Annotated in this window: 11 protein-coding genes and 1 riboswitch; of the genes, 5 read left to right on the forward strand and 6 right to left on the reverse strand. The window is 74.4% G+C overall.

From position 1 onward, the window contains the following. Positions 1-2 precede the first annotated feature (2 nt). Both QNO07_RS18820 and QNO07_RS18825 read right to left on the reverse strand, forming a co-directional pair. Complete coding sequence (locus tag QNO07_RS18820) at positions 3-644, reverse strand: precorrin-8X methylmutase (RefSeq protein WP_283993329.1); 642 nt, start codon at positions 642-644, stop codon at positions 3-5. Then, complete coding sequence (locus QNO07_RS18825) at positions 641-2,344, reverse strand: ferredoxin-like domain-containing protein (protein WP_283993331.1); 1,704 nt, start codon at positions 2,342-2,344, stop codon at positions 641-643. Before QNO07_RS18825 ends, QNO07_RS18820 begins: the two co-directional genes overlap by 4 nt. Before the next feature lie 68 nt (positions 2,345-2,412). Then, positions 2,413-2,565, forward strand: a riboswitch (cobalamin riboswitch). A 30-nt stretch (positions 2,566-2,595) separates the two neighbouring features. On the opposite strand from QNO07_RS18825, the gene cobN reads away from it, so the two are divergent. Continuing rightward, entirely contained in the window at positions 2,596-6,228 is a 3,633-nt protein-coding gene (cobN, locus tag QNO07_RS18830) for a cobaltochelatase subunit CobN (RefSeq protein ID WP_283993332.1), read from the forward strand. A gap of 92 nt (positions 6,229-6,320) precedes the next feature. On the opposite strand, the gene QNO07_RS18835 is transcribed toward cobN, so the two are convergent. Beyond that, complete coding sequence (locus tag QNO07_RS18835) at positions 6,321-6,884, reverse strand: rhodanese-like domain-containing protein (RefSeq protein WP_283993333.1); 564 nt, start codon at positions 6,882-6,884, stop codon at positions 6,321-6,323. Positions 6,885-6,975: 91 nt separating this feature from the next. On the opposite strand from QNO07_RS18835, the gene QNO07_RS18840 reads away from it, so the two are divergent. From QNO07_RS18840 to QNO07_RS18850, 3 genes are all read left to right on the forward strand, one after another. Beyond that, positions 6,976-7,257 carry a metal-sensitive transcriptional regulator gene (locus tag QNO07_RS18840; protein ID WP_283993334.1) on the forward strand — a complete coding sequence of 94 codons (282 nt, stop codon included), beginning with the start codon at positions 6,976-6,978 and terminating at the stop codon, positions 7,255-7,257. Between the two features lie 92 nt (positions 7,258-7,349). Next, a complete protein-coding gene (locus QNO07_RS18845) occupies positions 7,350-8,045 on the forward strand; it encodes a hypothetical protein (protein WP_283993335.1) in 696 nt (231 codons plus the stop codon). A 270-nt stretch (positions 8,046-8,315) separates the two neighbouring features. Further along, complete coding sequence (locus tag QNO07_RS18850; RefSeq protein WP_283993336.1) at positions 8,316-9,836, forward strand: cryptochrome/photolyase family protein; 1,521 nt, start codon at positions 8,316-8,318, stop codon at positions 9,834-9,836. A 343-nt stretch (positions 9,837-10,179) separates the two neighbouring features. Here the strand turns inward: QNO07_RS18850 and QNO07_RS18855 are convergent, their stop codons facing one another. From QNO07_RS18855 to QNO07_RS18865, 3 genes are all read right to left on the reverse strand, one after another. Next, positions 10,180-10,989, reverse strand: a complete 810-nt coding sequence (locus QNO07_RS18855) for a nucleotidyltransferase domain-containing protein (RefSeq protein ID WP_502961880.1) — start codon at positions 10,987-10,989, stop codon at positions 10,180-10,182. Beyond that, positions 10,986-11,693, reverse strand: a complete 708-nt coding sequence (locus QNO07_RS18860) for a nucleotidyltransferase domain-containing protein (protein ID WP_283993337.1) — start codon at positions 11,691-11,693, stop codon at positions 10,986-10,988. Before QNO07_RS18860 ends, QNO07_RS18855 begins: the two co-directional genes overlap by 4 nt. Positions 11,694-11,777: 84 nt before the next feature. After that, entirely contained in the window at positions 11,778-12,401 is a 624-nt protein-coding gene (locus QNO07_RS18865; protein WP_283993338.1) for an HhH-GPD-type base excision DNA repair protein, read from the reverse strand. 227 nt (positions 12,402-12,628) lie between these two features. Between QNO07_RS18865 and QNO07_RS18870 the strand changes: the two genes are divergently transcribed. After that, positions 12,629-15,028 carry a terpene synthase family protein gene (locus QNO07_RS18870; RefSeq protein WP_283993339.1) on the forward strand — a complete coding sequence of 800 codons (2,400 nt, stop codon included), beginning with the start codon at positions 12,629-12,631 and terminating at the stop codon, positions 15,026-15,028. The last annotated feature ends 110 nt before the right edge of the window (positions 15,029-15,138 follow it).

The raw sequence follows: 15,138 nt of genomic DNA on the forward strand, positions 1-15,138 counted from the left end.
GCTCATTCCGCTTCGCTCGCAATCGCGTTGATCGCGGCAGCGGCGATGGCACTGCCGCCCCGCCGTCCGCGCACCACCAGGTGGTCCAGCTTCGCCGGGTGCGCGGCGAGCGCGTCCTTGGACTCGGCGGCGCCGATGAAGCCCACCGGCACCCCGATGACGGCGGCCGGTCGCGGCGCGCCCTGCTCGATCATCTCCAGCAGGCGGAACAGGGCCGTCGGCGCGTTGCCGATGGCCACCACCGCGCCCTCCATCCGGTCCCGCCACAGCTCCAGCGCGGCGGCGCTGCGCGTCGTGCCGAGGTCGGCGGCGAGCTGCGGCACGGACGGCTCGTTCAGCGTGCACACCACCTCGTTGTCGGCGGGCAGCCGCTTGCGGGTGACGCCGCTGGCGACCATGCGCGCGTCGCACAGGATGGGCGCACCGGCGCGCAGCGCGGCGCGGGCCGCGGACACCGCGCCGGGGGTCCAGCCGAGGTCGCGTACCAGGTCGACCATGCCGCAGGCGTGGATCATCCGCACCGCGACCTGCGAGACGTCGGCGGGCAGCGCCGCGAGGTCCGCCTCGGCGCGGATGGTGGCGAAGGACTGGCGGTAGATCTCCGCGCCGTCCTTTTCGTAGTCGAACACGGTGCTCTCGTTCATCTCGGGGGACCTGCCGGAGCGTCGGGGGCGGATGGGCCGGGCGGGCCGGCGAGGTCGGACGGGTCGGACGGGCCCGGTGGCGTGGTGGCGCGGGCGGCGGCCACCGCGGTGGGGAGGCGGTGTGCGGGCACGGGCCGGGGGCGGTCCGGGCCGGGCGTTGTGGGGCCGGGCGTTGAGGGGCCGGACGCGGTGAGGTCGGACGCGGTGAGGTCGGTCGTCCCGGGCGGGGTGGCGGGGGTGCGGGCGGGCAGGGCGCTCACCAGGTAGCCGTCCTCGGTCGCGGTCACCTCCACATGGGCGCCGGCCGGGTGCCCGCAGCGCCGTGCGCAGCCGGACCAGTACACCGGCAGCAGCCCGCCGGGCCTGTCTCCCGTGCCGCCTGCCGCAGCCGGTCCCGCCGGGCCGGTGAGGGCGGCGGCGTGGGCAGTGGCGTGGGCAGTGGCGTGGGCGGCGGCATGAGTGGCGGCGTGGGCGGCGTCGGCGCGGACGTCGGCTAGGGACTTGGCGCAGCCGGGGCGTCCGGTGCAGGCGCCGACGCCGTGCCAGGGCGAGGCGGGGGAGGTGACGAGCCCGGCGTCGGCCAGTTCACGCAGCCGGTCGTCGGCGGTGCCCGGCGGGAGGCCGGGCAGCACGACACCGCGCCACGGCGTGAGGCGAAGCTCACCGGTGCCGTCCCGCTCGGCGGTCTCGGCGAGCCGCCGCCACATCGCGGCGGTGGCCCGGCCCAGCGGCAGCAGCACCGACAGTGCCACCCGGCCGTCGGGCCCCGGCACGGTTCCGGGTTCGGGGGCCGGGCCGTCCGCCGGCAGCGGCCGGTGCACGGGCCGCGCGGTGATGCCGGCGGCGGCCAGCGCGGACGCCAGCGCGCCGGTGTCCGGCAGGAGGTCCGGCGGCAGGTCGCCGGTGCGCCAGGCGCGGGCGCCGCCGGACCGCAGGTGCGTCTCGGCCGCCGTGAGAAAGGTCTCGGCCGCCACCAGCGCGGCCCGCGGCCCGTCGGCCGCGGGCAGCCGCAGGCCCTCCGGACCCGGACCGAGCACCAGCACCGCCGTCCCGCCTGACGCCGCCGACAGGCTGTCCGTTCCGGGCTCCGGCTGCTCCACGGGTCCGGCGCCCGGTTGCGCGTGGGGGCGTGCGGGCGGTTCTGCGAGCAAGGTCACATCGGCGCCCAGGGACGCCACGTCGCCGCGGCCGTCGTCGAGGGCGAAGAGGAAGCGGCCGGAGAGCGCCGCTGCCCGCTCGTCCGCGCAGAGCAGGGCGTCCAGTTGGCGCACCCAGGCGCTGAGATCAGGGCTGCCGGGCCGCTCAGGGCCGTCGGAGGCGCGGGAGGCCGCGGCCCCCGGAGTGTGGTCCAGCCCGGCCAGCGGGCCGGCGACGATGTTGCGGGCCCGTTCGTGCCGCTCGGACGGCAGCAGACCGGCGTCGTGCAGCGCGGCGCCCAGCGTTCCCCCGCAGTCCGCCGTCAGGCCTCGCAACTGCACATTGCCTCGCGAGGTGAGGTGCAGCTCGCCGTCCCCGAGGCGTTCCGCCAACTCGGCAACGCACAGCGCCTGTGCGGAGGTGAGCAGGCCGCCGGGCACCCGGATGCGGGCCAGTGCGCCGTCGTCGGCTGTGTGCAGCCGCAACGCACCCGGGCAGGCGTCGGTGCGCCGAGGGCTGCCGTCGGCAGCCTTCGACTCCGGCGGGGCGGGGGTGGGCGGCATGGCGGCGAGCATACCGATGGCCCTTGCAGCGGTCCGAAAAGGTGTACGCCCGGTCCGGCCGGGCAGCGCTTACTATGCTCCTCGGCGGTCCGCATGGGCCGCCACCGCCTGCGACGGCGTCATGGGAGGAAGCCCGGTGAGAATCCGGCGCGGTCCCGCCACTGTGAGATCCGGATGCGTCCGGACGAGCCAGGAACTCCCGCCGTCACTCACCGCCCGGGGCGCGGACCCCGAGGAAGGCCTGACGCCGCATGATCCTGCTGCTGTCGACGTCCGACACCGACCTGCTCAGCGCCCGAGCCGCGGACGGCGCCGTGCCGTACCGCCTCGCCAACCCCGCCCGTCTCACACTGGATGAGCTGCCCGCCCTGCTGGACGGCGCCGACCTCGTCGTCGTGCGGCTGCTCGGCGGGGTCCGCGCCTGGCAGGAGGGCCTGGACCTGCTGCTTGCCGGGGACCGCCCGGTGGTGGTGCTCACCGGCGAGCAGGCCCCCGACGCGCAGCTGATGGAGGCCTCGACCGTCCCCATCGGGATCGCCGCGGAGGCCCACGCCTACCTCGCGCACGGCGGCCCGGCCAACCTGGAGCAGCTCGCCCGCTTCCTCTCCGACACCGTGCTGCTCACCGGCCACGGCTTCGCGCCGCCGGAGCCCGCTCCTTCCTGGGGCCCGCTGGAGCGCGACGCCCGGCCCGGCGCCGACGGCCCGACCGTCGCGGTGCTCTACTACCGCGCCCACCACATGAGCGGCAACACCGCCTTCGTCGAGGCGCTGTGCGAGGCCGTGGAGAACGCGGGCGGCCGGCCGCTGCCGCTGTACGTGGCGTCGCTGCGCACGCCCGAGGCGGAGCTGCTGGAGCAGCTGCGCACCGCTGACGCGGTGGTGACGACGGTGCTCGCCGCCGGCGGCACCAAGCCGGCCGAGGCGTCCGCCGGAGGCGACGACGAGTCCTGGGACGCGGGCGCGCTCGCCGACCTGGACGTGCCGATCCTCCAGGCGCTGTGCCTGACCAGCCCGAGGGCGGCGTGGGAGGAGAACGACGAGGGGCTGTCCCCGCTGGACGCCGCCACGCAGGTCGCCGTCCCCGAGTTCGACGGCCGCCTCATCACCGTGCCGTTCTCCTTCAAGGAGATCGACGCCGACGGCCTGCCCGCCTACGTGCCCGACGCCGAACGCGCCGCCCGCGTCGCCGGCATCGCCGTGCGGCACGCGAAGCTGCGGCACATCCCGGCCGCCGAGAAGCGCCTGGCGCTGGTGCTGTCCGCCTACCCGACGAAGCACTCCCGGATCGGCAACGCCGTCGGCCTGGACACCCCGGCCAGTGCCGTCGCCCTGCTGCGGCGCCTGCGGGCCGAGGGCTACGACTTCGGTGACGAGTCGGACGAGGCCGGCGAGGGCCCGGTGCCCGGCCTCGCCTCCGGCGACGGCGACGAGCTGATCTACGCGCTCATCGAGGCCGGCGGCCACGACCAGGAGTGGCTCACCGACGAGCAGCTGGCCGCCAACCCGGTGCGCATCCCGGCCGCCGACTACCTGCGCTGGTACCGGCTGCTGCCGCAGGAGCTGCGCGAGTCGGTGGAGGAGCACTGGGGGCCGCCGCCCGGCCGCATGTTCCTCGACACCAGCCGCAACCCCGAGGGCGACATCGTGCTGGCGGCGCTGCGCCGCGGCAACCTGCTGATCCTCATCCAGCCGCCGCGCGGCTTCGGTGAGAACCCCATCGCGATCTACCACGACCCGGACCTGCCGCCCTCGCACCACTACCTGGCCGCCTACCGCTGGATCGCCGCGCCGCGCGCCGAGGGCGGCTTCGGCGCCGACGCGATGGTGCACCTGGGCAAGCACGGCAACCTGGAGTGGCTGCCCGGCAAGAACGCCGGCCTGTCCGCGGCCTGCGGCCCGGACGCGGCGCTCGGCGACCTGCCGCTGGTCTACCCGTTCCTGGTCAACGACCCGGGCGAGGGCACCCAGGCCAAGCGCCGCGTGCACGCCACGCTCGTCGACCACCTGGTGCCGCCGATGGCCCGCGCCGAGTCCTACGGCGACATCGCGCGCCTGGAGCAGCACCTCGACGAGTACGCGGCCATCTCCGCGATGGACCCGGCGAAGCTGCCCGCGATCCGCGCGCAGATCTGGACGCTGATCCAGGCCGCCCGCCTCGACCACGACCTCGGTCTGGAGGAGCGCCCCGACGACGACGGCTTCGACGACTTCCTGCTGCACGTCGACGGCTGGCTGTGCGAGATCAAGGACGCCCAGATCCGCGACGGCCTGCACGTGCTCGGCGGCGCGCCCACCGGCCCCGAGCGCGTCAACCTGGTGCTGGCCATCCTGCGCGCCCGCCAGATCTGGGGCGGCACGTCCGCGCTGCCGGGCCTGCGCGAGGCGCTCGGCCTGGACGAGTCCGCCGCGACCCGCACCGGCGCCGACGACGCCGAGGAGCGGGCCCGCGCGCTGGTGCAGGCGATGGAGGACGCCGGCTGGCAGACCTCCGCGGTGCCGTCGGTGACGGCCGCGCTGCCCGAGGCGCAGCGGCAACCCGTCGCCGACATCCTGGAGTTCGCCGCCCGCGAGGTGGTGCCGCGGCTCGCGGCGACCACCGACGAGATCGACCACGCGGTGCACGCGCTGGCCGGCGGCTTCGTGCCCGCCGGGCCTTCCGGCTCGCCGCTGCGCGGCCTGGTCAACGTGCTGCCCACCGGCCGCAACTTCTACTCCGTCGACCCCAAGGCGGTGCCCAGCCGCCTCGCCTGGGAGACCGGCCAGGCCCTCGCCGACTCGCTGCTGGAGCGCTACCGGTCCGACAACGGCGACTGGCCGACGTCGGTGGGCCTGTCCCTGTGGGGCACCTCCGCGATGCGCACCTCAGGTGACGACATCGCCGAGGCGCTGGCGCTGCTGGGCGTGCGCCCGGTGTGGGACGAGGCGTCCCGCCGCGTCACCGGCCTGGAGGCCGTGGACCTGGAGGAGCTGGGCCGTCCCCGGGTCGATGTGACGCTGCGCATCAGCGGCTTCTTCCGGGACGCGTTCCCGCACGTCATCGGCCTGCTGGACGACGCGGTGCGGCTCGTCGCCGGGCTGGATGAGCCGGCCGGGCAGAACTACGTGCGCGCCCACGCCCAGGCCGACCTGGCGGAGCACGGTGACGAGCGGCGGGCCACCACCCGCATCTTCGGCTCCCGGCCAGGCACGTACGGCGCCGGACTGCTCCAGCTCATCGACAGCCGCGACTGGCGCACGGACTCCGACCTGGCGGAGGTGTACACCGTCTGGGGCGGCTACGCCTACGGCCGGGAACTCGACGGGCGGCCCGCGCGTGCCGAGATGGAGTCGGCGTACCGGCGCATCGCGGTGGCGGCGAAGAACACCGACACCCGCGAGCACGACATCGCCGACTCCGACGACTACTTCCAGTACCACGGCGGCATGGTCGCCACCGTGCGCGCGCTGAGGGGCACCGCGCCCGAGGCGTACATCGGCGACAGCACCCGCCCGGAGACCGTGCGCACCCGCACGCTGGTGGAGGAGACGTCCCGGGTGTTCCGCGCCCGGGTGGTCAACCCGCGCTGGATCGCGGCGATGCGCCGGCATGGCTACAAGGGCGCGTTCGAACTGGCCGCGACCGTCGACTACCTCTTCGGCTACGACGCCACGACGGGTGTCGTCGCGGACTGGATGTACGACAAGCTCGCCCAGACGTACGTACTGGACCCGGAGAACCGCGAGTTCCTCCAGCAGGCCAACCCGTGGGCGCTGCACGGCATCGCCGAGCGGCTGCTGGAGGCGGAGTCCCGCAACATGTGGGCCAAGCCCGACCCGGCGACGCTGGAAGCCCTGCGCCAGGCGTACCTGGAGACCGAGGGCGACCTGGAGGGCGACGACTGACCGCTGCCGCCCGGCCCACCGCGGTTTCTTCGGAAGCCGCGGTGGGCCGGGCGCGGTGGGACGGGCGCGGTGGCCGGGTGCCGGTGGCGCGGCTACTCGGCGAGGGCGGCCAGGGTGTGCTCCAGGTCGCGCTCGCGCGGCTGGTTGTGCGGCAGCTTGCCCAGCAGCACGGCCATGCCGCAGGTGTCGGTGAGCGCGGAGAACACCAGCCCGCTCGCGACGCCCGCCGACAGCCAGCGGGCGGCAGGAACGCGGCGGCCCGCGAGCAGCCCGAGCAGCACCAGCCCGCCCGCGGTCAGCCGCACCTGCCGGTCCATGGCCCACCCGGGCCGGGTGCCCGACGGGCGGTGCAGGTCGTGCCCCCGCTCGTGCCAGGCACCGGTGCCGCCGCTGAGCGTCGCCGCTCCGACGCCCGCCTCGGACAGCGTCCGGCAGGCGTCGGCCGAGCGGTTGCCGGAGGCGCAGACCACCAGCAGGTCACCGCGGGCGGCGGCGGACCGCAGCACCGGCACGGCCTCGTCCAGGCGGTCCAGCGGAACGTTGTACGCGCCCGGCAGGTGCCCGGACGCGTACTCGCCGGGGGTGCGGACGTCGATGACGACCAGTTCGTGCAGCCGGTCGCGGGCCTCGTCGGGGGCGAGTGCGGGAACGTTCATGGGGATTCCTCGGAAGTTCGGATGACAGGATCGGGCACGGGGTCGTCACTCAGGGGTAGGATACCCCTTGGGGTATGGAGAGGAGCGGGTCGTGGAACTCACGATGGCAGCGGACGAGCTCAAGACGGTGGTCAACCGGCTGCGGCGCGCGCAGGGCCAGATCGCCGGGATCATCAGGATGATCGAGGAGGGCCGCGACTGCGAGGACGTCGTCACCCAGCTCGCCGCCGCCTCCCGGGCCCTGGACAAGGCCGGTTTCGCGATCATCGCCACCGGCCTCCAGCACTGCATGACCGACCAGGACGGCCGCCCCGAGGCCGACCGCGACGAGATGCGCGCCCGCCTGGAGAAACTCTTCCTCTCCCTGGCCTGAGCCCTGCCTGGCCGGGCCGGCCAGCCCCCGGATTGCCCGATGGCGCCGCCTTCAGGACGCTCGCCTGGACCGGGGGCTCGTAGCCTGGCCGGGTGCCCGATGACATCCTCGCTCTGTGGCCCCATGCGCCCGCCTCCGAGACCGACTGGCTCGCCGAGCTTGCCTCGGACGACGGCTTCACCGGCTACGAGGCACCCGGGCGACCCGACTCCGCCTGGGTGCTCGGCGGCATGTACGAGCGCGGGGCGACCGCCCGCGATTCGGTCAACCACAGCCAGAGCCGCGACGAGCACCCCGGCCCGGGTTGGAAGCGGCTGCGCTGGGCGGAGCTGGCCGCCCGCATCGGTGATCCGGTCGTGCCGCAGGGCCTGTACCCGTGTTTTCGCTGCTTTCCCTCCGCGAAAGGGGCGGGCATCCGGCCCGGCTCCGTCGAGTGGCCCGCCGAGGGCAGTCTCGACAGGCCGACGTGGGACCAGCTGATCCGTTTCCTGACCGCGCACAGCCCCCAGGGGGCGGACACTCCCTGCCTGGCGTACTACAACCCGATCGTCGTGCGGGATTTCGAGAACGGCCATGTCCGCTCCGGCAGCCTGGGCGACGCCCAGGCCCTATTCGACCACCCTGACATCCTGTACACCCCCTCCAACCTGTGGGCCGCAGACCGCTCCTGGGTCGTCTGCACCGACTACGACTCCTGGGGCACCAAAGTGTGCGGTCCCCGCCCGCTCGTGGAAGCGCTGCTCGCGGACATCGAACTCGAAGCCGTCCGTCTGCCATGGACCAGCTAGGCCTTTGACCGGGGACGGTCTCCCGCCCACCGAAGGTCCGGCGCGCGGGCCTGCTCTCGTTGGAAGCGGCGCCCGGGCCCGCTTTCTCACCCGGGCGGGGGAACCGGGGGCTCGTGCGCGGGGGTGCCGGGCGAGCCGCCCGGGGGCCGGGCGGCGCCCGTCCTAGGGTCGGCGGACCCAGGGCGTCCGCACCGGCACCCGCCGCCGCCGGCCCGGCCCGCCGGGCCGCGGCCCGGGCGCCCGTCCACGCCGCAGGGAGCGTCCGCGCCCATGACCGCCCGCCCGCACTGGCTCTTCGGGGACCAACTCGGCCCGCACTTCACCGACCCTGCCGACGGCGGCCCCGACCGGCAGGCACCCCTGGTCATGATCGAGGCCAGGTCGGTGTTCGCGCGGCGGCGATTCCACCGGGCCAAGGCCCACCTGGTGCTGTCCGCGATGCGGCACCGGGCAGCCGAGTTCGGCGACCGCATGACCTACGTCCGGGCCGCCACCTACCGCGACGGCCTGGAGCAGGCGCTCGGCCGCCGGGCCGTCGACCGGCCGTTCACCGTCACCCACCCCACCTCGCACGCCGCGCTGCGCCTGGTCCGCTCGCTACCCGGAGCGGAGGTCCTGCCAGCCCGCGGATTCCTCGTCCCGCAGGGCGACTTCGCCCGCTGGGCCGGCGGGCAGGGCGGCGAACGGCTGCGGCTGGAGGACTTCTACCGCTGGGTCCGGCGCGGCCACGGCCTGCTGATGGACGGCGACGCACCGGCCGGGGGACGCTGGAACCTCGACCACGACAACCGCGAACCCCCGCCGCGCGGCGCCGACACGCTTCACGTGCCGCCCCCGTGGAGGCCCGCCGAGGACGCCGTCGACGAGGAGGTGCGCGCCGACCTGGACCGCTGGGAACGCGACGGCGACGTGTCGTTCGTCGGCCGCGACGGGCCACGGCGGTTCGCCGCCACCCGCCGCGAGGCACTCGCCGCGCTGCGTCGCTTCCTCACCGACCGGCTTCCCGACTTCGGCCGGTACGAGGACGCCGTGCTGGCGGGCGACCCCGTGATGAGCCACAGCCTGCTCTCGGCGCCGCTCAACCTGGGCCTGCTGGACCCTGCCGAGTGCGTGGAGGGCGCCGAACGGGCGTGGCGGGACGGCCAGGCGCCGCTGAACAGCGCCGAGGGCTACATCCGGCAGGTCGCCGGGTGGCGGGAGTACGTGTGGCACCTGTACTGGCACTTCGGCGAGGACTACCGGTGGCACAACACGCTGTGCCACACCGCTCCGCTGCCCGACTGGTTCCTGGAGCTGGACGCCGACGCCGTCACCGCCCGCTGCCTGTCCACCACGCTCGCCCAGGTGCGCGACACCGGCTGGACGCACCACATCCCGCGCCTGATGGTGCTGGGCAGCCGCGCGCTCCAGGACGGCTGGGACCCGGCGGCCGTCACCGACTGGTTCCACCGCTGCTTCGTCGACGGCTACGACTGGGTGATGCTGCCCAACGTCGTCGGCATGTCCCAGTACGCCGACGGCGGCCGGATGACCACCAAGCCCTACACCTCGGGCGGTGCCTACATCCACCGGATGAGCGACCTGTGCCGCCCGTGCGCCTACCGCCCCACCGAACGCACCGGCGAGCACGCCTGCCCCTACACCACCGGCTACTGGGCGTTCCTGCACCGGCACCGCGACCTGCTGTCCGGCAACCACCGCACGGCCCGGCCGGTGAAGGGCCTGGACCGGCTCAGCGACCTGCCGGAACTGCTCGAACTCCACGCCGCACGGGGCGACTCGGCCCCCTGAGGCGCGGGGCGGGGGCGTCTGCGGGGGCCCCGCCAGGGGCGCTCGGCCGGGGGCGGGGTGGCGCGGCCCGGGGTGGCGCGGCCCGGGGTGGCGCGGCTCGGGGTGGCGCGGGGCGGCCGGGAGGTGCGCCGGACGGTGCTTCGGCACGGGGGAGGCCCCGGCGGGCACGGCCCGCGCCACCCGCGAGCGTGGACCCCACTATGCCGAACCGTCCCCCAGCACCGGCCCAGGAGCAGGTCAAGAACGGGCAAGGAGCCCGTAGAGCGGAAAGCCGGTGCCAGCCGCAGAGCTGACCCCCTTCCGGCTGCCGCCCTCCCCGCTCCCCCGGGGAGCGCCGGGCCGGTCACGCGGCGGCCAACCGGGTCGTCACGACCAGGTCCTCCAGCGCGTCGGCGCCCGCCGGACGGTCCGGCAGAGCCGACGACCGCCCGGCCTCCGCCAGCGCGGCGCGCAACTCCGCGACGTCCGCCGCCAGTCGCTCCGGGGCCGGCGCCCCCGGCACCCCTGCCAGCAGGCCATGCTCCGCGTCGGCCTTCGCCCGGACCAGGTCTCCGAGGTAGCGCGGGCCGTCCTCCGCCAGCGTCGGCAGGTGCGCCACCAGGCCGCCGCCGCGCAGCAGGCGGATACCGGTCAGCAGCACCCGGAACGTGTACAGCAGCGGCTTCAGCTCCCCCGTCCGCTCGAACAGCCGCCACTGGCCGGCGGCGAACCCCTCGTAGTGGCGCACGTGGCCACGCGTCGGCAGGCCGGGCGCCAACTCCACCAGCGCGGCGTGCGTCGGGCCGGAGAGCACCACGAGCGGGGACAGCAACTGCTCCAGCACGTAGCCGTCGGGCCGCAGCAGCATCCGCACGAACTTGGCCAGATCGTGGGTGACCAGGTCGACTTCGACGCCGCCGCGCACCTCGGTGACGGTCTGCGTCCCGGCCGGGCGGCCGAGCCCGATCACCTGCCGCAACGGCAGCAGGTGCGCACCGCGCAGGTCCACGTCGGAGTCGGCGGACGGGAACCCGTACAGGTGCGCGCCGGAGACGGCGGCGAACAGCGGCGGGTGCTCCCGGTCCGCGACGGCGGCGACCAGCGCGGCCGGGTCGGGCAGGCCTGCGGCGGCGAGCACGCCGGGGTCCGCAGCAGGGGTCGAGGTCGAGGTCACGGTGCTGCCTCCTCGGCATGGTCGAGTGAACGCCGCCGGACGGACGCCAGCCAGTCCTCGACGCGGGCGGTGTCCGGTGCGTCCGGCAGCGAGGTTCGGGCGGCGGCCCGGTCCAGCCGCTCCACCAGCGACTCGCTCCACCGGCACACCTCGTCCCAGCCCGTCTCCTGGCGGCGCACCGCCAGCAGCCGGTCGCGGTGGTGGGACACGTCGATGTCCAGCGTGCCCGTCTCCAGCAGGGCACTGGCGGTGAGCAGCAGACGGAGCTGGTGCACGAGCTGCTTCGGTCGCGGCTCAACGCCGCGCCCCCGGCGCTTCTCGGCCCTGCGGAACTGGGACCGGGCATGGTCCCCGAACGTCCGGTACACCCGCCGGGACAGGAACGCAGGCGCCAACGCCAGCAGTTCGGCGCCAACCGGGGTGCGGCGCTCGACGAGCGGACTGTGCAGGGCCTCCAGCGCCGTCGGGTTCCCCGCGAGGGCGAGGGCACAGAACCGCTCGACCTCCCAGCTGAACTGCTCCGGCCGGGGCCCGTCCAGGTGCGTCGGCGGCTTGTCGAAGCGCCAGAAGGCCTCGGCCGGCGCCACGTACACACCGCGCAGGTCGGTGTCCGAGGCGGAGGTCGCCAGGCCGAACGCCCGCGAGCCCGCCACCACCGACAGCACGGTGTGGCGCTCGACGAGGTACTCCCAACGGGCCGGCACGCCTTCGATGATTCCGGCGACCCGGCCTGTCCCGCCAGCGATTATCCCGGCGGGACCCGGCAGGACCCGGCGGGGCGGCACGAGCTACGAGTCGGAGCCCTGCTGCGCCTGCTTGTCCTTCGACGCCTGCTTGTCCTTCTTGGCCTGCGCCTTGAGTTGCTGCTTGTGGGCGCGGACCTTCTCCAGCGTCTCCGGTCCCGTGATGTCGGCCGCCGAGCGGAACGCGTCCCGCTCGCCGTAGGGCCCGGCGGCCTCCCGCCAGCGGTCCGGGCGCACGTCGTACTGCTTGCCGAGCAGCGCCAGGAAGATCTGCGCCTTCTGCTTGCCGAAGCCGGGCAGGGCGTTCAGCCGCCGCAGCAGCTCCGGGCCGTCCGCTGCGTCCCGCCAGACGGCGGCGGCGTCCCCGTCGTAGTGCTCGACGAGGTACCGGCACAGCTGCTGCACGCGTCCGGCCATCGCGCCGGGGTAGCGGTGCACGGCCGGCTTCTGCGACAGCAGGGCGGCGAACTCCTCCGGCGGCCACTCCGCGATGCGCCGGGCGTCCAGGTCGTCGCCGCCCAGTCGCTGCGCGATGGTGAGCGGCCCGGCGAACGCCCACTCCATGGGCACCTGCTGGTCGAGCAGCATGCCGACCAGGGCCGCCAGCGGGCTGCGGCCGAGCAGTTCGTCGGCTTCCGGCTGCTGTGCCAGCCGAATCGTGTGCGTCATGCTCCGATCGTGCCCCCGCCCCGGCCGCCGCGCACCCGGGACCCGCCGCACCGCGCGTGCCCGGACACGGCCGGACACGGCCGGCGGGCGGAATTCGTACGTTCATCTCGCCGTTCATCACACCGGATAAGTGACGGAACACCCGGGTAGTGCTCGGGGCGTCCGGGCTCGGAAAGGCCGCGGACCGCATACGTGTGCGACGTTCGTCTCAGAAAGGCCGGGCATCGGTGACACAGCCCTTCGAACTTCCGGATTTCTACCTGCCCTATCCGGCACGGCTCAACCCGCACCTGGAGCAGGCCCGGGAGCACACCAGGGAGTGGGCCGACCGGATGGGAATGCTGGGGGGGTCCGGAATCTGGGACCTGCGCGACCTGGAGGCCCACGACTACGCCCTGCTGTGCTCCTACACCCATCCGGACGCGTCCGGACCCGCGCTGTCCCTGGTCACCGACTGGTACGTCTGGGTCTTCTTCTTCGACGACCATTTCCTGGAGACCTTCAAACGCTCCTCCGACCGGGTCGGCGGCAAGGCCTATCTCGACCGGCTGCCGCTCTTCATGCCGATGGACCTGTCGGACACCGTGCCGGAACCGGTGAACCCCGTCGAGAAGGGACTGGCGGACCTGTGGGCCCGCACGGTCCCCAGCATGTCCATGGAATGGCGGGCGCGGTTCGCCGAGAGCACCGAGAACCTGCTCAACGAGTCGCTGTGGGAACTCTCCAACATCAACGCCCACCGCGTCCCCAACCCCGTCGAGTACATCGAGATGCGCCGCAAGGTCGGTGGCGCGCCCTGGTCGGCGGGGCTCGTCGAGTACGCCGCGGGCGCGGAGGTCCCGGCGGCCGTCGCCGCGTCCCGGCCCCTGCGGGTGCTCAAGGACGCCTTCTCCGACGGCGTGCACCTGCGCAACGACCTGTTCTCCTACCAGCGCGAGACCGAGGAGGAGGGCGAGCTGAGCAACGGCGTGCTGGTCCTGGAGACCTTCCTCGGCTGCACCACCCAGCAGGCCGCGGACTCCGTCAACGACCTGCTCACCTCCCGCGTGCAGCAGTTCGAGAACACCGCGCTCAGCGAGCTGCCGCCGCTGTTCGCGCAACACGGCCTCGCACCGCACGAGTGCGCCGCCGTGCTCGCCTACGTCAAGGGACTGCAGGACTGGCAGTCCGGCGGCCACGAGTGGCACATGCGCTCCAGCCGCTACATGAACGGCGGCGGTGGCGGGGGCACGGCCCCCGCGGTCGGCCCGGCGGCCGGCTTCCTCCCGTCCGGGCTCGGCACGTCCGCCGTGCGCCTGGGCAACGGCATGTCCCTGACCGCACGCGCCGAGACGGCCAGGACGCGCACCCACACCCATGTGCCGCACCAGCGGACCGGCCCCTCCCTGCTGCCGGACTTCGCGCTGCCGTTCACCACCACGCTCAGCCCGCACCTCGACGCGTCCCGCCGCCATGTCATCGCCTGGTCGCGCGAGATGGGCATGCTGCAACCGCAACCCGGCGTGCCCCACTCGCACGTGTGGACCACTGAGCGGGTCGCCGGGATCGACCTGCCGCTGTGCGCGGCCGGAATCCACCCCGACGCCACCGCCGAGAGCCTCGACCTGACCTCGGACTGGCTGACGTGGGGCACCTACGGCGACGACTACTTCCCCGTCGTCTACGGACGCGCCCGCGACCTGGCGGGCGCCGCGCTGTGCAACGAACGGCTCTCGCTGTTCATGCCGCTGGACGCGTCGGCGCCGACCCCGCCGCCGCTGACCGCGCTGGAACGCGGACTCGCCGACCTGTGGCGCCGCACGGCCGGACCGATGGCGCCGCAGGCCCGCGCCGCGTTCCGCAAGGCGGTGGAGGACATGACGGAGAGCTGGCTGTGGGAGCTGGCCAACCAGGCGCAGAACCGCGTGCCCGACCCGGTCGACTACGTCGAGATGCGGCGCATGACCTTCGGATCCGACCTCACCATGAGCCTGTGCCGGCTCGGCCACGGCCGCGAGGTGCCGCCGGAGATCTACCGCAGCGGGCCCATGCGGTCCCTGGAGAACGCGGCGGCCGACTACGCCTGCCTGCTCAACGACGTGTTCTCCTACCAGAAGGAGATCGAGTTCGAGGGCGAGGTGCACAACGGCGTCCTGGTGGTGCAGCACTTCTTCGACTGCGACTACCCCACCGCGCTCGCCATCGTGGACGACCTGATGAACAGCCGCCTGAGCCAGTTCCGGCATGTCGCCGCACACGAACTCCCGGTGCTGTACGACGACTTCCAGCTCAGCCGGGAGGCCCGCGACATCCTCGACGGCTATGTGCGGGAACTGGAGAACTGGCTCGCCGGCATTCTCATCTGGCACCGGGGCTGCCGGCGCTACGGCGAGGAGGAACTGCTCGCCGACGCCGCGAACCCGCCGCAGCTTCAGCCGCCTGCCCTTCCGGGCACTGCGGGACGCGGCGGCGGCCTGGTGCCGAGGGGGGCGGCACCCATCGGCCGGGTGCCCACACGCCCGGTGCCCACGGGTCCCGTGACCACCGGCACGGCGCCCTCGGGCCCGGTGCCGACGGGCCTGGTGCCGACGGGCCTGGGCACGTCGGCGGCCCGGCTCGTACCGGCGCTGAGCCGCCTGCCGCGCTGAGGCGCGAGTAGCGCTGAGCCGCCTGCCGCGCTGAGGTGCGGCGGGCGGTTGACACGGCGGCGAGTTGTCGGACCGTCAGAAGATGTCCGAATCCCTTCCGGGTGGACGGT

Source organism: Streptomyces sp. 549 (genome assembly GCF_030124175.1).
Lineage (GTDB): Bacteria > Actinomycetota > Actinomycetes > Streptomycetales > Streptomycetaceae > Streptomyces.

Bases quoted from the DNA above. Each gene is read 5' to 3' on its own strand.
- QNO07_RS18820 (WP_283993329.1), bottom strand. From the start codon at position 644: ATGAACGAGAGCACCGTGTTCGACTACGAAAAGGACGGCGCGGAGATC.
- QNO07_RS18825 (WP_283993331.1), bottom strand. From the start codon at position 2,344: ATGCCGCCCACCCCCGCCCCGCCGGAGTCGAAGGCTGCCGACGGCAGC.
- cobN (WP_283993332.1), top strand. From the start codon at position 2,596: ATGATCCTGCTGCTGTCGACGTCCGACACCGACCTGCTCAGCGCCCGA.
- QNO07_RS18835 (WP_283993333.1), bottom strand. From the start codon at position 6,884: ATGAACGTTCCCGCACTCGCCCCCGACGAGGCCCGCGACCGGCTGCAC.
- QNO07_RS18850 (WP_283993336.1), top strand. From the start codon at position 8,316: ATGACCGCCCGCCCGCACTGGCTCTTCGGGGACCAACTCGGCCCGCAC.
- QNO07_RS18865 (WP_283993338.1), bottom strand. From the start codon at position 12,401: ATGACGCACACGATTCGGCTGGCACAGCAGCCGGAAGCCGACGAACTG.